Below are 17,444 nucleotides of genomic sequence, written 5' to 3'. Positions count from 1 at the left end.
TTTTATCTGGATATCGCGAGCCAATTATTATTTTGGACAAACTTGTTGCAAATAACGTTGTGCTAAAAAGAGTGCACTGACATTACGAGCTTCGGTAAAGTCGGGATGATCTAATAAGTCCATCATCTTGGCGATAGGCCAACGTATTTGAACTAACGGCTCAGGCTCATCGCCTTCTAATTGTTCAGGATAGAGATCTTGAGCAATAACAATGTTCATTTTGCTGGAAAAATAGGAGGGCGCCATAGACAGTTTAGCTATCTCGGTTAAAGAGCCGGCACCGTAGCCAATTTCTTCTTTTAATTCACGATTGGCCGCTTGTAATGGGGTTTCACCCGCATCAATAGCCCCTTTGGGAAAGCCAAAGTCATAATTTTCGATGCCAACAGCATATTCACGAATAAGGATCAGGTCATCATTGATGATAGGGACTATCATTACCGCTTCCCGGTTAGCGGGTTTCATTCGTTCATAAATACGTTTTTCGCCGTTGCTAAATTCCAGATTAACGGATTGGATCTGAAATAACCGAGAACGGGCAATGTTATCAATATTGAGTATATTCGGTTTTTTTAGTTCTTTCATAACAGCCCCTGATAGGAATAGAGATTAACCTGAATTTAACACATTAATGATAAAATAAATCCAACAATTAGATTTAGCTTTTTAGTGAAAATTGAGTACACTCCGCTACTAAACCCAGTTATTGATTGATTTTTTGGGAGTATTATTATTTATTGATGCGCTATTTTATCTGAAAATGGCATGGTTGGCGGATATAAAATTGATAATATATATAAATTATAACGCAACAACACAAATATAATTCATTGTATTTTAATAAAAAAATAGAACTAAAGAATAGGAATTGCCTTATGTTAGGTGGCATTTCAAATTTGTTATTGTTACTAAGCAACACCAGCATGAGTATGGGGAAAAAATGAGATTATCAGTCATTATATTGGCTATCTTCATGATTAGCCTATTTATAATGGCCGCCTTTCTATTCTTTAAAAGAAGGCGGCTTGATGGCTCATATCATCTTCCATCCCTCGCCAAACCGACTTACCGTAAACTAACACAAGATGATTATGGGGTAATTAGTGACTATTTGTCCTATTTTGGCACCTCTAAGTTTTCTTCTGGGTATTCGTTACAAAACTTTCCTGAAATACCCACTAAAGGTGAAGTCGTTACGACACTGCGTAATATTGTTAACCGGTTTGCGGGATCATCAGAGGGGCTCAATCATTGGCGCTATTACATTGATGCGGTAGAGATCCATATTCCTCCATTACTGGTGCCTTATCTGCAACAAGAAAATGTCCTCGATGTCGTTTGTACTCCTTCTATCCCCATTGTCATTGGTGTGAATGGCCATTTTCTTAAAGATGAAAAATCACATTTTTCTGCGTTAAGTTTAAAACAACTTTCTGAACCCATACTGTCAAATGGCACTTCCACTATCCAGAAAAATGAAGGTGATGCGGCGCATTTATTACATATTCGCCAAGAAACCAACGAAGAGTATCGGTTACATCATTCTTCAGGTTTTTGGAATGGCTCGTTAATTTGCTTAGGGTTAATCTTATGGTTAACGGCATTAATGATGCCACAAGTCTTTCTCCCTTGGATAATGGCTGCAGGAGGGACTTTTCTTGTTTTAGGCTTGTTTCTTATTTATCGACCCATCATCAAATCACGAAAACAAGAAGTACACTGTTTTAAAGGGCGTTTAAAACGCTGGGGACTGTTTGGTAATTTTGATCATGGGCAGGTAAAAAATATTTCGTTGGGGGGAATTGATTTAGTTTATCCTCCACATTGGGAACCTTATATTCAAAATGATATTGATAAGGTGACCTATTTAGAAATGTATCCTAATCATCATGTTATCAAGCAAGGGCCTTATTTATCATTGCATGATGAAGAAAAAAACTATCCGTATAAGCGTTACATTAAAAATATTATCTTTGTTGTTTGTAGCCTATTTATTATAGGTATGCTGTATCTCTATCAACCGTTATCATTATCAATGAAGTTAACTTTTTCATGGATAAAAGAGAGTGAACCTCATTTAGTGACTAACTTTACGGAGTTAGAAACGGCCAAGCTGCATGTAGGGGATATTATTCAGGCCAAAGGTGTCGGAATGTGTTATATGCCTCCAAACCTTTCCAGTAAGAATAATAAAACAATATTTGCACCTTTTGATTGTTCGGGGATTTATTGGAACAACAGCAACCCAATGCCAATGCCTGAGTCTAGTACGATTGAAAAAGCGGCAGCATTATTATATTTGGTTGAAGAGCAGCTACACCCCGTTTCTAACAACCGTGTAAACCCAAGCTTAGGTCAAGCTATTACTAAATCTGGCATGAATCTTTTGGATAATTTTGATGGCATTATCTTGAAAACACAAGATTTATGCCCGAGAGAAAATGAATGTATTCGGCTTAAAATGGCCTTGGTAAACCTAAGTAATGTCAATGATTGGCCATCATTAGTTCAACGTGCAGAAAGTGGCAAATTAACAGGAACCAATGTTTTATTACGTGCTGTTAGTGCTGAGGCCTTGGAAAAGCTCGTTGACACCACCACATCATCTTTTATCTACCGAGAAATAGATAAGGCCGCAATACTGTTAAATAGTCCACCACCGGGTGGTGTGCTTTTAATCAGTGATGAAAGAAAACAGCTCGTTGATTATGCTTCAAATACCAATTCTGTATTTGAACCTACACCATTAGAGCAATGGCGAGAATTACAGCGATTATCTGATATTTTATTACACACACCTTTTAATACTGGAGGTGTAATAACGGGGATGGTAATTGATGCGAATGGCACGTTACAAATCTTTTTGCATAGCATGCCTGACTCAATGACCCTGTTATATTATATCGGTAATACGTTATTATTATTCTTCGCTATTGGATTTTTGATCCTGAATTTATTTTTTATCATCCGGCGCCGGCGACAAAATAATCAACGCATGCATAAAATCAGTCAATATTACGAGCACTGTTTTTATCGCCCTCCTCAGTAAGTTCCTTGTTGTGGAAGGCAATGTGTTTACTCTATCGCCTTCATGAAGAAGTTGAAGTTAAGGAGAGAAAGGGATGAGTCAACCATCGCAAGAAAGCGCTGTCCGTTTAGATAAATGGCTTTGGGCTGCACGTTTTTATAAAACGCGTGCCATTGCTCGCACTATGATTGAAGGGGGTAAAGTCCATTACAATGGTGTGCGAGGCAAGCCAAGTAAAAATGTTGAAGTTGGGGCTGAAATACGCTTACGACAAGGTAATGATGAACGGACAGTTACAGTCTTAATGGTGAGTGCACAGCGCCTAGGGGCGGCTCAAGCACAATTGCTCTATTGTGAAACACCAGAGAGTATTGCCAAGAGAGAAAAAATCGCTCTAGCAAGAAAAATGAATGCGTTAACGATGCCTCATCCCGAACGTCGACCTGATAAAAAGGAAAGACGCACCTTACTTCGCTTGAAACAGACAAATTTACCAGGATCGGATTAAACCGCTCCCCAGCAATGAGAGAAGATTATGTCTAAAAAAGACGCTTTATCACGCTTTTTATTTGAAAAAAGCGCGGTACGTGGTGAATTAGTTACCGTAACGGAAACCTATCAATCAATACTTGAAAATCATCATTATCCTGAGCCAGTTCAACACCTGTTAGGTGATTTATTGGTCGCGACAAGTTTGTTAACAGCTACGCTGAAATTTGATGGTGATATTACCGTTCAATTACAAGGTGATGGCCCAGTACGATTAGTGGTTATTAACGGCAATAATGAACAACAGATGCGCGGTGTTGCACGTTTTAGTGATGATGTTAAAGCCGGTAGCAGCTTAAAAGAGATGATGGGCAATGGCTTTATGGTTATTACCATCACACCTAAAAAAGGTGAGCGTTACCAAGGTATTGTAGCGTTGGATGGTGAAACGATAGAAGCTTGTATTGATAACTACTTTAATCAATCAGAGCAGTTACCTACCCGTGTCTTTATCCGCACAGGTCTGCAAGATGGAAAAGCGGCGGGTGCAGGTATGTTATTACAAGCCTTACCTGCGAGTGCAGAACATAGTGCTGATGAGACAGCAGAACACTTTGAGCTATTAACACAACTTACGCACACCATTAAAGCTCAAGAGCTGTTTACACTTGATACTAAAGAGATTTTACATCGCTTATATCATGAAGAAGATGTGACATTATATGATCCACAACCGATAGCATTCCATTGCACGTGCTCTCGTAAACGTTGTGAAGATACATTAGTAACATTATCTAAAGAAGATGTAGCTCATCTGTTACAAGAACAAGGTAAAATTGATATGGAGTGTGAATATTGCGGTGCTCATTATATCTTCACTGAAGAAGATATTAATAATATCAATAAATTATCTAGCTCTAATTTGCACTGATTCGATTTAGCAACGTAAATCACCCTAAAGGACGCTATTTTGCGTCCTTTTTTATTCAACAATTTTTCTGTAGATTTGTGCATTAGTTCTCGTTATTAACATAAAAAAAATATAAATTTTCAAAATATTGATAACAATCGCTGTTAATTAGTTGTAACACCTTAATAATGCTCATAGAAAAGCCTATTTATCAGGAGCAAAACTATGAACGTTAAAGGTCTTACCCCTAAGGATCTCGAGCAGTACGGTATTCATGACATTAGTGAAGTCATTTATAACCCTAGCTATGACTTATTATTTGAAGAAGAAACTAAGCCAGGATTAACAGGTTATGAGAAAGGCACATTAACCTCGTTAGGCGCTATTGCTGTTGATACGGGGATTTTTACTGGACGTTCTCCGAAAGATAAATACATTGTTCGTGATGATGTTACTCGTGATACTGTGTGGTGGGCTGATCAGGGCAAAGGTAAAAATGATAATAAACCACTCTCACCGCAAGTATGGGCTGATTTAAAATCATTAGTTACTGAGCAGCTATCAGGCAAACGTTTGTTTGTCGTTGATGCCTTTTGTGGTGCTAATGCAGATACGCGATTAAAAGTGCGTTTTATCACCGAAGTGGCTTGGCAGGCGCATTTTGTTAAGAATATGTTTATTCGCCCTACGCAAGAAGAGTTAGAAAATTTTACACCTGATTTTATTGTGATGAACGGTGCTAAATGTACCAATCCAAATTGGAAAGCGCAGGGATTAAACTCTGAAAATTTCGTTGCTTTCAACTTAACTGAACGCATTCAGTTAATTGGTGGTACTTGGTATGGCGGAGAGATGAAAAAAGGTATGTTCTCTATGATGAACTACTTCCTGCCATTAAAAGGTATTGCTTCTATGCACTGTTCGGCAAACGTTGGCGAAAGTGGTGATGTAGCCATTTTCTTTGGTTTGTCAGGGACAGGTAAAACGACATTATCAACAGATCCTAAGCGTAAACTGATTGGTGATGATGAACATGGCTGGGATGATGATGGTGTATTCAACTTTGAAGGAGGTTGTTACGCTAAAACTATCCATCTATCAAAAGAAGCTGAGCCAGATATTTACGGTGCCATTAAACGTGATGCCTTATTAGAAAATGTCGTGGTATTAGCAGATGGTAGTGTTGATTTTGATGACGGCTCAAAAACAGAAAATACCCGTGTATCTTATCCAATCTATCATATTGATAATATTGTCAAACCGGTATCGAAAGCGGGTCATGCTAAAAAAGTCATTTTCTTAACCGCTGATGCCTTTGGGGTGTTACCTCCGGTTGCTCGTTTAACACCCGAGCAAACTCAATATCACTTCTTATCAGGCTTTACTGCGAAACTTGCTGGAACAGAGCGTGGTGTGACAGAGCCAACACCGACATTCTCTGCGTGTTTTGGGGCAGCATTTTTATCACTCCATCCAACACAATATGCTCAAGTGTTAGTAAAACGTATGCAGGCTTGTGGAGCACAAGCTTACTTAGTGAATACGGGCTGGAATGGTACGGGCAAACGTATTTCAATTAAAGATACTCGAGCGATAATTGATGCCATTTTAAATGGTGATATTGATAAAGCGGAGACTCAAACTCTGCCTGTATTTAATTTGGCGATCCCAACAGCGCTTCCTGGCGTTAATAGCGAAATTTTAGATCCTCGAGACACCTATGCGGATAAAGCACAATGGGATGTTAAAGCGGACGATCTTGCTGATCGCTTTGTGAAAAACTTTGATAAATATACTGATACGCCAGTAGGGCAAGCGTTAACAAAAGTGGGCCCTAAACGCTAGTTATTGGTTTTATTGATAAAAAATTCCCTGAGATGAAAGACATCTCAGGGAGTTAACAAGAAAACAAAGTGAAATAAATTGTTTGAGAAAAAGTGGCTTTAGGTTGGTAGCCCAACTATGCTGTTACAGGAGGTAAGTCAAACAGCAAGACTTCACTGTCTTCATCACCAACGAAATAGATAATATCTTCATTCGCGATGGCGATGCCATCACTGGTGGTCGCAATAATGTCATTAATTGCTATCTTTCCTTTAACGACTTGCAACCAAATATTTCTTCCTGCTTCTGGCTGATATTGTGCCTCTTCTCCTTTTTTTAGGTTCCAACGCCACAGCGTCATATCTTGGAACACTTTTAACGAGCCATCACGTGCATCTGGTGACAAAATAAGCTGTTTACTCTCTGTGGTATTAAAACGACGTTGATCGTAACGTGGTGTAATACCGGTGGTATCAGGCATGATCCAAATTTGATAAAAATGCAGGCCTTTATCACTATTTGGGTTGTACTCGGAATGAGTGATACCTGTACCTGCGCTCATTATTTGAAATTCACCGGCGGGTACATTTTCTTTATTACCCATACTATCTTTATGCTCAATATTACCTTCAAGCACATAGGTTAAAATTTCCATATCTTTATGAGGATGGGTACCAAAACCCTCACCGGGCATCACTCTATCTTCATTAATGACGCGTAAGGCGGAAAATCCCATAAAGTTAGCATCGTAATAGCTTGCGAAAGAGAAGGTATGCCAGCTATCTAGCCAACCATGATTAGCGTGGCCTCTTTCATTTGCTTTGCGTAAATAAATCATAATGTGTTTCCTTCTCTGAAGTTGTTGAACACAGTTTACGCAATTAAGCTAAGTAAAAAAGCGGAGGAATTTAATCTGAGGATACAAATAATTTGAATAAGAAAAAATAAAACAATCGAACAAACGCTAGAAAAGAAAAAGCCAGCACCCGGCTGGCTAAAGTAAAACACTGGAAGCAATGTGAGCAATGTCGTTCTTTCATATGACCCTGAAGGTGGTGCATCTGAAAGTGATTTAATGATAATAGTTCTCACTATCATTTGTAAAGTGTTTTTTTTAATCAAAACAGAAAAAATAATGCCAATTTCGTTAACTCACTGATTAACGAGTTATTTTATTTTGTTTTTAAAAAAATCATTATAACCAATAAGTTAGCCTATGCTTTGTGTGGTTATTTATAAAAATAACGCGCCTACTTAGTCATGTGTCGAGAGATCAATGCTTGGGCACAGGCATAAGCAGAGCTCCATGCCCATTGGAAGTTATATCCTCCTAACCAACCTGTGACATCAACCACTTCACCAATAAAATAGAGACCTGTTATCTTTGTTGCTTCCATCGTTTTAGAGGAGAGATTACGGGTATCAACACCACCTAGGGTGACTTCTGCAGTGCGATAACCTTCTGTGCCATTAGGTAAAACAAGCCATGCTTGTAGCAACGTCGTTATTTGTGTAATACGTTCATTGCTAAGTTGAGCCAGTGAGGTATCAGGCAGTTGATTATTTTCAATCATTATCTCTATAAAACGCTTCGGTAGTAGGCGAGAAAGCGTATTTTTTAATAATTGATTCGGCTGTGCTTGTCGTTTTTCTTGTAAATAGCCTTCCAAATCCGTGTCAGGAAGTAAGTTAATGCTCACATTCTCTCCCGGATGCCAATAACTAGAGATTTGTAAAATAGCAGGACCGGAAAGCCCACGATGAGTAAAAAGAATATTCTCTTTAAATTGGGTGCCATTTTCAGCGGTGACAATAGCAGGGATCGCCACACCAGAGAGCGGGCTGAGTTGTTCAAGTTGTGGCTTGTGTAATGTAAAAGGGACTAAGCCTGCACGAGTGGGCAATACATTAAGGCCAAATTGTTGCGCAATTTTATAGCCAAAAGGGGTGGCACCTAAACCGGGCATTGAAAGTCCTCCGCTGGCAATCACTACAGAGGAGGCGGTTATTGTTTTCCCTCCTACCAAAAGAGTAAAGCCTTCGGCGGTTTTCTCTATTTGAGTCACCTCACTACGTAAGCGAATACTTACTTTTCCTTCATGGCATTCTGCGAGTAATAAATCAACAATTTGCTGGGCAGAATCATCACAAAATAATTGCCCTAATGTCTTTTCGTGGTAAGCAATATGGTGCTTTTGTACTAACTCGATAAAATCCCATTGTGTATAGCGAGCAAGTGCTGACTTACAAAAATGAGGATTATCGGATAAGTAAGCTGATGGCTCGATATACATATTGGTAAAATTGCAACGTCCACCACCAGACATTAAAATTTTTCTGCCGGCTTTTTTGCCATTATCTAAAACTAAAACAGATAATCCCGCTTGTCCTGCTAAAGAGGCACAAAAAAGTCCAGCGGCCCCTGCACCTATAATAACTGTATCGAATGATCCCACAATGATGTCTCGTTCTTGGTTGTCTCTGACTACTTAATCAGTGATCTTCGTGTAAAATCAGAGTATTTTGTAAAATTATATGGAGAAATCTGTATTTTTCACCTAAATTCGTATTTGCAAGCAAAAAATTTATCAGAAATTTACTTTTTTTTTATGTTTATTAATTAAATGATATATAAGGAATTATCTTAAAAACCCGTCATTTTCCTTGGTTATCAAATCAAAAAAAGGTTAAATTTCGCTTCCACCGTTCGCATTTGTCGCTGATAATGCGCCGCGTTCATGTCCAACTAACTGGCTTAACGTCTATGCTACATTTGTTTACTGACCTGGAATTTCATACAGGTTTAATGTTGGTTTTAGCACTGATTTTCGTGCTATTTTATGAAGCCATTAATGGCTTTCATGATACCGCAAATGCGGTAGCAACTGTTATTTATACTCGTGCTATGCGTGCGCAATTTGCGGTCGTGATGGCGGGTGTATTTAACTTCCTTGGAGTTTTGCTCGGTGGATTGAGCGTGGCTTACGCTATTGTTCACTTATTACCGACAGATCTTCTGCTAAATGTGAGCTCGGCTCATGGCCTTGCCATGGTTTTTTCGTTGCTGTTAGCTGCCATTATCTGGAACTTAGGTACATGGTATTTCGGTATTCCAGCATCCAGTTCACATACGCTGATAGGTGCTATCATTGGTATTGGTTTAACAAATGCTATCGTGACAGACTCGTCAATCGTTGATGCATTAAACATACCTAAAATGATCAGTATCTTCCTTTCTCTTATCCTTTCCCCAATTATTGGCTTGGTGATTGCTGGCGCGATGATTTTCTTGTTACGTCGCTATTGGAGTGGCACGAAAAAACGTCGTCGTATCCACCTAACCCCTGCCGAACGTGAGAAAAAAGATGGTAAACGCAAACCACCATTTTGGACTCGTACCGCGCTGATTTTATCTGCGGTAGGGGTGAGTTTCTCACATGGTGCGAATGATGGTCAGAAAGGTATTGGTCTTATCATGTTAGTTTTAATTGGTGTCGCCCCAGCAGGGTTTGTCGTCAATATGAATGCTAGCGGATACGATATCACTAAAACTCATGATGCCGTTGTACACTTACAACAGTATTATGAGAAGCATCAACCAGCTCTACAACATGCGATTGAAAATACCCCGGTAGTATCAGCACAAGCTGATCCTAACGACACGGATTTTCATTGTAATAGCGCAAGAACGCCAATTGTTCTCAATCAAACAGAACAAATGTTGTCTGGTATTAGCTCTTATGATGAGCTGAGTGCAGACCAGCGTGCTCAAATGCGTCGCTTACTGATGTGTATTGCTGATACAGCTACGGAAGTTGCTAAACTACCAGAAACTAGCGCCCAAGATGCACGGTTCTTAAAAACATTGAGTCGTGACCTGCTAAATACAGTGGAATATGCACCAATTTGGATCATTATCTCTGTGGCTTTAGCGCTCTCTATCGGGACAATGGTAGGTTGGAAACGCGTTGCGGTAACTATCGGTGAGAAGATTGGTAAAAAAGGTATGACTTATGCGCAAGGTGTTTCTGCTCAGGTAACTGCTGCAGTTTCTATCGGTGTAGCAAGTTATACAGGTATGCCAGTATCAACAACACAAGTGTTATCATCTGCGGTTGCAGGTACGATGATTGTTGATGGTGGTGGGGTGCAGACCAAAACCGTGAAAAATATTGCGCTGGCCTGGATCTTAACATTACCAGTGAGTATTGCTTTATCCGGTGTGCTTTATTGGATTTCACTTTCACTGCTGGTGAATAGCTGATAATAATAAGCATCCTAATAGTATTGAGAAACGGTGACTAACTCGTCACCGTTTTTTTATCCCTATAAAACCTACCAAATAATCATGGCGATCAAGCTTGCTACAGCAAGAATACAAAAGCGACTTACTAGGTAGAATTGTCGATAAATCCGTTCACAACGCATAATCACTTCAGGATCATGGTGGTTAGTATATTGGCGTTGATTTATATATCGAATAAGTCTTAACTGTTTTGAAAATTGACCATGCATAGTGAAAAATCCATTCCCATCGACAGATTGGTAAAGTAATGGATCAGATTGGCGCAATATGGTGAGTAATACCCGAATTGATGAGAAATAACGCATCATATTAATCAGGCAAAGAATACACAACGCCCAAAAGATAACAATGACACTAAACATAATCCCCTCCCTAGAATAGCTGATTCTGAGATGAGAAAACCTTTTGCATTTACATGGAAAGGTTAATTTTTCTCTTATTTAAGTCTAGGTGATATTAAGCAAGAAATAAAAGCGAGTTGTTCAAGTTGTTCGCTTTTTCAAAAAAATGATTAAAAAATAACTCTAATAGGGTGTTTTTATTGTGCTTTGTGCATTATTCACATTAATATGTGGATATTGTCGAAGAACGACTCCTCACTTATTTAAAATGGTGTATATTGTTGTTACCGATAGATGCTTTCTTTGATGGTATTTGCACTAAGTTGTGATCAAGGCAACATCTAACTTTCATCATAAAACGTTATATTTAATGTAAAGGATATAGGCGTAATAGCCTTTCCGACCGATTAATCAGCTTATGGAAGGAGTTTACGATGGCTTATAAGCATATTCTAGTTGCAGTTGATTTATCCCCTGAGAGCAACGTCTTGGTGCAGAAAGCTGTATCTATGGCAAAACCCTATAATGCCAAAGTTTCCTTAATTCACGTTGATGTTAACTACTCTGATCTGTATACCGGTTTAATTGATGTTAACCTTGGTGATATGCAACAACGCATCACTGATGAAACACGTAATGCACTAAAAGATCTCTCTGATAACTCAGGTTATGAGATCCAAGAAACACTCAGTGGTAGCGGGGATTTAGGCCAAGTTCTTGTTGATGCGATTAAAAAATACGATATGGACTTAGTGGTTTGTGGTCATCACCAAGATTTCTGGAGCAAATTGATGTCATCAGCACGTCAACTAATTAATACCGTTCATGTTGATATGTTAATTGTTCCTCTGAAAGATGATGAAGAGTAATCAACTGATTATTTAAGCAAAAAAAATGCCTGCTTATGCAGGTATTTTTTTGTCCAAAAATCCTGATTTTATTAGCCTTTAGTGAGGTCAAGCTTTTTTTTTTGTCTAATTGTAAAAAAAATGTCTTGAAGTAGGAATACATTTTAATGATATATTCAATAGGCAAAACAATATCAACCTCACATAAATCCCAAAAATATTCCGAATAAATGAGGTTATGCCAACATCACATTACATAAAAAGGAATAGCTGAATGAATAGATCTGGCTCATTATCTTCGTTTTTAGAAGAGGTAGAAAAATATAACGCTCATCAACCTGAATACCATCAGGCGGTACGTGAAGTTTTTACCACTCTGTGGCCTTTTTTAGAGAAAAATCCACAATATCGTGAACAATCATTACTTGAGCGCTTAGTTGAGCCTGAACGTATTATTCAGTTTCGCGTCTGTTGGTTAGATGATAAAGGACAAGTTCAAGTTAATCGCGCATGGCGAGTACAATTTAACTCTGCTATTGGTCCCTACAAAGGTGGAATGCGTTTTCATCCATCGGTAAACCTCTCTATTTTAAAATTTTTAGGTTTTGAACAGACCTTTAAAAATGCACTGACAACACTGCCGATGGGAGGCGCTAAAGGGGGATCTGATTTTAATCCCAAGGGGAGAAGCCACGCAGAGGTGATGCGTTTTTGTCAGGCGTTAATGACTGAGCTCTATCGTCATTTAGGGGCTGATACTGATGTCCCCGCGGGAGATATTGGTGTGGGGGCAAGGGAAGTTGGCTTTATGGCCGGAATGATGAAAAAGCTCTCGAATAGCAATGAATGTGTCTTTACGGGTAAAGGTTTATCATTTGGTGGCAGTTTGATCCGCCCAGAAGCCACAGGGTACGGTTTAGTCTATTTTACTAACGCAATGCTTAAACGTCACGGCATGTCCCTTGACGGAATGCGTGTAGCCGTTTCTGGTGCTGGCAATGTGGCACAATTCACCATTGAAAAATGCCTTGAGCTGGGTGCGAAAGTGGTCACCGCTTCAGATTCTGGCGGAACCGTGGTGGATGAAGCTGGATTTACAACCGAAAAACTGGCTCGCTTAACTGAAATTAAAAATAATTATGGTCGTATTGAAGAGTACGCCAAAGAGTTTGGTTTAACTTATCTTGAAGGGCAACAGCCTTGGGCTGTCGCTGTTGATATTGCACTACCTTGTGCTACACAAAATGAATTAGATTTAGACGCCGCAAAAGTGTTAATTAAAAACGGTGTTAAAGCTGTTGCCGAAGGCGCAAATATGCCAACGACCATTGCGGCAACCGATGCTTTTATTGAGGCGGGAGTCTTGTTTGCACCGGGTAAAGCCGCTAACGCTGGAGGGGTAGCAACTTCGGGATTAGAAATGGCGCAAAATGCAGCACGCTTGAGTTGGAAAGCTGAGAAAGTTGATGCTCGCTTACATCATATTATGCTGGATATTCATCACGCTTGTGTAAACTATGGCGGTGAAGGTAAACAAACTAATTATATTCAAGGGGCTAATATTGCAGGTTTTGTTAAAGTTGCTGATGCAATGTTAGCGCAAGGCGTGCTGTAATTTTTTAAGTTAGTGCGAGTGCATAGCGCTCGCTCTGACCGTTTCAATCATTTTCTCTTCCCTCTTAGGCCTAATTTTCATCTGCTATGCTTAAAAGAGTGACTATTTATTTTTAAGCTGGAGGTTATATGGCTACGCAAATTGATTTTACTCTCTCGAATAAAGTGGCTGTTATTACTGGTGGTGCGGCTGGAATTGGCTTATCTATCGCACAGATGTTTATCGAAAAAGGGGCTAAAGTCGCTTTGTTGGATAGATCAGAGCAGGTTGAGCAAGTGGCGCATCGTTTAAATAGTGCGGTGGGGATCTGGTGTGATGTTTCAAGTGAAGAGTCCGTAAAGCAAGCGGTACACTCAGTCATTGAAGAGTTCGATCGCATTGATATTCTTGTTAATTGTGCAGGTATTGTCGCTTTAGCTCCCGCCGAATCGCTATCTCTTGAAGATTGGAATAAAACCTTATCAGTTAATTTAACGGGGACTTTTTTACTGTGTCAGCAAGTGGGGCAGCATATGCTACAACGCGGGCAAGGTAAGATAATTAACCTCGCCTCTCAAGCAGGTATTATCGCTTTACCAGAACATATTGCCTATTGTGCAAGTAAAGCCGCCATTATCAATATGACAAAGGTGATGGCGCTAGAGTGGGGACCCAAAGGCCTACAAATCAATGCGATATCCCCTACTATTGTGATGACCGATTTAGGTAAAAAGGCTTGGGAAGGTGAAAAAGGTGAACAGATGAAAGCGCAAATACCGGCAAGGCGATTTGCTGAGCCAGAAGAGATTGCTGCCGCGGCTGTATTTTTAGCAAGCGGTGCAGCGGATATGATCAATGGCCATAATCTGGTGATTGATGGTGGATATACTATTCAATAGATAGAGATATTATAATTAAAAAGTTATGGCAAAAGAGGGGAAGACACGCCCCTCTATGGGTTATCTATGGCTAGATACAAGGATAGATATCAAAACGGTGATTTTTGGTGGTGACACTTGCATGTGCGGGTTGATTGTTTAACGGCTCAGCATAATCAGGACGCTTAACAACCACTCGTTTTTTAGCCAGTGCCATGGCTGGTGCTAATAATGCATCAGCATCTTCATCCGCACCGACAAGAGATTGGAATACCCGCATCTCTTTTTTCACTAATGCGCTTTTGGTTTTATGGGGATACATAGGATCAAGATAGACTACATCAGGTGTAGGGCTAATTTGCGTGAGTGCCTGTGCAGATGAAGCATAAATAAGCTTCATACGCTGTTGCATCCACTCACCAATATCTGCATCGAGATAAGCGCGTTTCAAGCCATCTTCAAGTAATGCAGCCACCACAGGATGACGTTCAACCATTCTTACGTTACAACCAATAGAGGCTAATACAAAGGCATCACGGCCTAATCCTGCTGTTGCATCAACCACATCGGGTAGATAATCCTTTTTAATACCTACTGCTTTTGCTACCGCTTCACCACGACCACCGCCAAATTTACGACGATGAGCCATAGTTCCCGCGACAAAATCCACGTAGATCCCACCAAGTTTAGGCTCATCTTGTTTACGCAATTCAAGGTGAGTGGGCGTTAAGACTAACGCCATAGTTTGTGTGGCGTCGTGAATTAATCCCCAACGTTGCGCTAAAGCAGATAAGGCGCTGTTATCAGCGCCTTCTTCACAAAGTAAACAGATATTCACATATCATCCTTTAATGCCGTAGCCTTTGAGCATAGCATCAAGTTTCGGCTCACGACCACGGAAGCGTTTGAACAGCTCCATTGGCTCTTCTGAACCACCACGGGTTAAAATATTATCAAGGAATGATTGACCTGTTTGGCGATTAAAAATGCCCTCTTCAGAGAAGCGAGAGAAGGCATCAGCTGCCAGTACATCAGCCCATAAATAGCTGTAATAACCTGCTGCATAACCACCGGCAAAAATATGGCTAAAGGCATGAGGGAATCGCGCCCAAGGTGTTGCAGGTACTACCGAGACTTTCTCTTTTACGCTATTTAGTATTTCCATGATACGAGCACCTTTAGCCGGATCATATTCAGCGTGTAGGCGGAAATCAAACAGACCAAATTCTAGTTGGCGTAATACAAACATCGCAGACTGATAATTTTTTGCTTTGAGCATATTATCAAGCATAGCCTGCGGTAATGGCTCGCCAGTTTCATAATGGCCAGAAATAAAGGCTAACGCTTTTGGCTCCCAGCACCAGTTTTCCATAAATTGGCTTGGTAACTCAACCGCATCCCATGGTACGCCATTAATACCTGATACATCAGCGGTATCAATTTGCGTTAGCATGTGGTGTAAACCATGACCAAACTCATGGAATAGCGTGGTCACTTCGTTATGGGTGAAGAGTGCGGGTTTATCACCTACTGGTTTATTAAAGTTGCAGGTAAGATAGGCGACAGGATTTTGTAGTGTGCCATCAGCATGACGCATTCTACCAATGCAATCATCCATCCAAGCACCACCGCGTTTATGTTCACGAGCGTATAAATCAAGATAGAAGCTACCGCGCAATGTGTTGCTTTCATCATATAATTCAAAGAAACGTACATCATCGTGCCAAGTGTCGATATCATGACGCTCTTTAGCCGTTAAACCATAGATACGGTGAACCACTTCGAATAAGCCACTTAATGCACGGTGCTCTGGGAAGTAAGGGCGTAGCTGTTCGTCATCAATGGAGAATAGATGTTGTTTTTGTTTTTCGCTGTAGTAAGCCAGATCCCAAGGCTCTAGTTTCTCCACACCATAATGTGTTTTGGCAAAGTGTGTTAATTCAGCCAGCTCTTTTTCGCCTTGAGGATGAGCTCGAGAGGCTAAATCAGTTAAGAAATTAAGTACTTGTTCTGGCGATTCTGCCATCTTAGTGGCAAGTGATTTTTCGGCATAATTTTTAAAGCCGAGCAACTGAGCTAACTCATGGCGTAATGCTAAAATTTCCGCCATAACTTCACTATTATCCCATTGACCTGCATTAGGGCCTTGATCAGAGGCTCGAGTGCTATAAGCAATACTCATCTCTTTTCTAAGCTCACGATTATCAGCATAGGTCATAACAGGTAGATAGCTTGGCATATCGAGCGTTAATAGATAACCTTGTTGCTCTTTTGCTTGTGCCATTGCTTTGGCTGCATCAATGGCGCTTTGCGGCATACCGGCAAGTTCACTTTCATCGGTGATAAGTTTAGACCACCCCATGGTCGCATCTAACACATTATTACCAAATTTGGCGCTCAGTTCTGATAGGCGTGCACTGATTTCACCAAAACGCTGTTGTTTCTCTTTTGGTAAACCGATACCGGATAATTCAAAGTCACGTAACGCATTCTCAACGGCTTTTTTTTGTGGTTGAGTCAGTAAGGCAAAATCAGCGCTTCCTTTGATAGATTTATAGGCTTGATATAATCCTTCGTGCTGACCCATCCAAGTACTGAACTCAGACAGTAAAGGTAAGCTTTGCTCGTAAGCTTCGCGTAATTCAGCGCTATTTTTAACGGAGTTTAAATGGCTAACAGGAGACCAAACACGAGAAAGTTTATCACCCGCTTCGGCTAACGGTTGGCAAAGATTATCCCAACTAAAAGCGGTGTTGTCAGCGAGAAGTTTTTCTACGGTTGCACGATAATTAGCTAAAACTTCTTTAATGGCAGGTACAACGTGTTTTGGTTCTATCTGGGAAAATGCAGGTAATCCCGTTGTGCTAAGTAATGGATTTGACATAAAAAACATCCTGTATCTGGGTTTACAGTGACATGGCATACATCACTGAGTTTATTCGTCATAGGTAATAAGATGAGGATGAAAGTGCATAAGTTCAATAGTATCGCGTTAATTATCAGTTTTTTTACTCAAAAGCGGGATTATTTTCTTTGAAAGAGGTTTTATTGATTTAGTGCACTTGGGAATGATTTTATTTCAGCGTATAATCATCATGTTATTTCATACAAATAATCCTATATGGAAGATCATCGTCCCCGGTGGGGCGGCTGGACTTCAAATCCAGATGGGGCCGCCAGCGGTCCTTGGCAGGTTCGACTCCTGTGATCTTCCGCCACTTAAGTT

Annotated in this window: 14 protein-coding genes and 1 tRNA gene; 9 read left to right on the top strand and 6 right to left on the bottom strand. The window is 40.1% G+C overall.

Annotation, left to right across the window (positions count from 1 at the left end):
- Positions 1-27: 27 nt before the first annotated feature.
- Positions 28-585, bottom strand: coding sequence for an ADP compounds hydrolase NudE (gene nudE, locus AACV00_RS05660; protein ID WP_004246647.1), 558 nt, complete (start codon positions 583-585; stop codon positions 28-30).
- 355 nt (positions 586-940) lie between these two features.
- Here nudE and umoB point away from each other — a divergent pair, with 355 nt between their 5' ends.
- The 4 genes from umoB to pckA all read left to right on the top strand — a co-directional run bounded on the left by umoB (position 941) and on the right by pckA (position 6,272).
- Entirely contained in the window at positions 941-3,049 is a 2,109-nt protein-coding gene (umoB, locus tag AACV00_RS05655) for a flagellar biogenesis regulator UmoB (RefSeq protein WP_017827151.1), read from the top strand.
- 73 nt (positions 3,050-3,122) lie between these two features.
- Positions 3,123-3,536, top strand: a complete 414-nt coding sequence (gene hslR, locus AACV00_RS05650) for a ribosome-associated heat shock protein Hsp15 (protein WP_004246651.1) — start codon at positions 3,123-3,125, stop codon at positions 3,534-3,536.
- Positions 3,537-3,563: 27 nt separating this feature from the next.
- On the top strand, positions 3,564-4,448 hold the full coding sequence (gene hslO / locus AACV00_RS05645; protein ID WP_004246652.1) for an Hsp33 family molecular chaperone HslO: 885 nt from the start codon (positions 3,564-3,566) through the stop codon (positions 4,446-4,448).
- 204 nt (positions 4,449-4,652) lie between these two features.
- Positions 4,653-6,272, top strand: a complete 1,620-nt coding sequence (gene pckA, locus AACV00_RS05640) for a phosphoenolpyruvate carboxykinase (ATP) (RefSeq protein ID WP_004246655.1) — start codon at positions 4,653-4,655, stop codon at positions 6,270-6,272.
- 115 nt (positions 6,273-6,387) lie between these two features.
- Here the strand turns inward: pckA and AACV00_RS05635 are convergent, their stop codons facing one another.
- Together AACV00_RS05635 and AACV00_RS05630 are read right to left on the bottom strand one after the other, a co-directional pair.
- The gene (locus AACV00_RS05635) at positions 6,388-7,089 is read right to left on the bottom strand and encodes a pirin family protein (protein ID WP_004249849.1); all 702 of its coding nucleotides are present in this window, start codon (positions 7,087-7,089) and stop codon (positions 6,388-6,390) included.
- A gap of 412 nt (positions 7,090-7,501) precedes the next feature.
- On the bottom strand, positions 7,502-8,707 hold the full coding sequence (locus AACV00_RS05630) for an NAD(P)/FAD-dependent oxidoreductase (protein ID WP_004246658.1): 1,206 nt from the start codon (positions 8,705-8,707) through the stop codon (positions 7,502-7,504).
- A gap of 308 nt (positions 8,708-9,015) precedes the next feature.
- Here AACV00_RS05630 and pitA point away from each other — a divergent pair, with 308 nt between their 5' ends.
- Positions 9,016-10,515, top strand: a complete 1,500-nt coding sequence (gene pitA, locus AACV00_RS05625; protein WP_004246659.1) for an inorganic phosphate transporter PitA — start codon at positions 9,016-9,018, stop codon at positions 10,513-10,515.
- 71 nt (positions 10,516-10,586) lie between these two features.
- On the opposite strand, the gene uspB is transcribed toward pitA, so the two are convergent.
- Entirely contained in the window at positions 10,587-10,919 is a 333-nt protein-coding gene (gene uspB / locus AACV00_RS05620) for a universal stress protein UspB (RefSeq protein WP_004246660.1), read from the bottom strand.
- A gap of 413 nt (positions 10,920-11,332) precedes the next feature.
- Here uspB and uspA point away from each other — a divergent pair, with 413 nt between their 5' ends.
- The 3 genes from uspA (at position 11,333) to AACV00_RS05605 (ending at position 14,239) form a co-directional block, all read left to right on the top strand.
- Positions 11,333-11,767 carry a universal stress protein UspA gene (uspA, locus tag AACV00_RS05615; RefSeq protein WP_004246661.1) on the top strand — a complete coding sequence of 145 codons (435 nt, stop codon included), beginning with the start codon at positions 11,333-11,335 and terminating at the stop codon, positions 11,765-11,767.
- 253 nt (positions 11,768-12,020) lie between these two features.
- Positions 12,021-13,361 carry an NADP-specific glutamate dehydrogenase gene (gene gdhA, locus AACV00_RS05610; RefSeq protein ID WP_017628608.1) on the top strand — a complete coding sequence of 447 codons (1,341 nt, stop codon included), beginning with the start codon at positions 12,021-12,023 and terminating at the stop codon, positions 13,359-13,361.
- 128 nt (positions 13,362-13,489) lie between these two features.
- Complete coding sequence (locus tag AACV00_RS05605; protein ID WP_004246663.1) at positions 13,490-14,239, top strand: SDR family oxidoreductase; 750 nt, start codon at positions 13,490-13,492, stop codon at positions 14,237-14,239.
- Between the two features lie 70 nt (positions 14,240-14,309).
- Here the strand turns inward: AACV00_RS05605 and rsmJ are convergent, their stop codons facing one another.
- The gene (rsmJ, locus tag AACV00_RS05600) at positions 14,310-15,056 is read right to left on the bottom strand and encodes a 16S rRNA (guanine(1516)-N(2))-methyltransferase RsmJ (RefSeq protein ID WP_012368588.1); all 747 of its coding nucleotides are present in this window, start codon (positions 15,054-15,056) and stop codon (positions 14,310-14,312) included.
- A 3-nt stretch (positions 15,057-15,059) separates the two neighbouring features.
- On the bottom strand, positions 15,060-17,102 hold the full coding sequence (prlC, locus tag AACV00_RS05595; RefSeq protein WP_036970530.1) for an oligopeptidase A: 2,043 nt from the start codon (positions 17,100-17,102) through the stop codon (positions 15,060-15,062).
- Positions 17,103-17,341: 239 nt separating this feature from the next.
- Here prlC and AACV00_RS05590 point away from each other — a divergent pair.
- Positions 17,342-17,436, top strand: a tRNA-Sec gene (locus AACV00_RS05590).
- Positions 17,437-17,444: the final 8 nt, after the last annotated feature.

Origin of the sequence: Proteus sp. G3927 (assembly GCF_963894685.1) — a bacterium.
Lineage (GTDB): Bacteria > Pseudomonadota > Gammaproteobacteria > Enterobacterales > Enterobacteriaceae > Proteus > Proteus mirabilis.
Note: the sequence above shows the minus strand (reverse complement) of the source record. Positions and strands in the feature narration are given on the sequence as shown.

Excerpts from the sequence above, each read along its gene's own strand:
- nudE (WP_004246647.1), bottom strand. The coding sequence starts at position 585 with ATGAAAGAACTAAAAAAACCGAATATACTCAATATTGATAACATTGCC.
- umoB (WP_017827151.1), top strand. The coding sequence starts at position 941 with ATGAGATTATCAGTCATTATATTGGCTATCTTCATGATTAGCCTATTT.
- hslR (WP_004246651.1), top strand. The coding sequence starts at position 3,123 with ATGAGTCAACCATCGCAAGAAAGCGCTGTCCGTTTAGATAAATGGCTT.
- hslO (WP_004246652.1), top strand. The coding sequence starts at position 3,564 with ATGTCTAAAAAAGACGCTTTATCACGCTTTTTATTTGAAAAAAGCGCG.
- pckA (WP_004246655.1), top strand. The coding sequence starts at position 4,653 with ATGAACGTTAAAGGTCTTACCCCTAAGGATCTCGAGCAGTACGGTATT.
- AACV00_RS05635 (WP_004249849.1), bottom strand. The coding sequence starts at position 7,089 with ATGATTTATTTACGCAAAGCAAATGAAAGAGGCCACGCTAATCATGGT.
- pitA (WP_004246659.1), top strand. The coding sequence starts at position 9,016 with ATGCTACATTTGTTTACTGACCTGGAATTTCATACAGGTTTAATGTTG.
- uspB (WP_004246660.1), bottom strand. The coding sequence starts at position 10,919 with ATGTTTAGTGTCATTGTTATCTTTTGGGCGTTGTGTATTCTTTGCCTG.
- uspA (WP_004246661.1), top strand. The coding sequence starts at position 11,333 with ATGGCTTATAAGCATATTCTAGTTGCAGTTGATTTATCCCCTGAGAGC.
- gdhA (WP_017628608.1), top strand. The coding sequence starts at position 12,021 with ATGAATAGATCTGGCTCATTATCTTCGTTTTTAGAAGAGGTAGAAAAA.
- AACV00_RS05605 (WP_004246663.1), top strand. The coding sequence starts at position 13,490 with ATGGCTACGCAAATTGATTTTACTCTCTCGAATAAAGTGGCTGTTATT.
- prlC (WP_036970530.1), bottom strand. The coding sequence starts at position 17,102 with ATGTCAAATCCATTACTTAGCACAACGGGATTACCTGCATTTTCCCAG.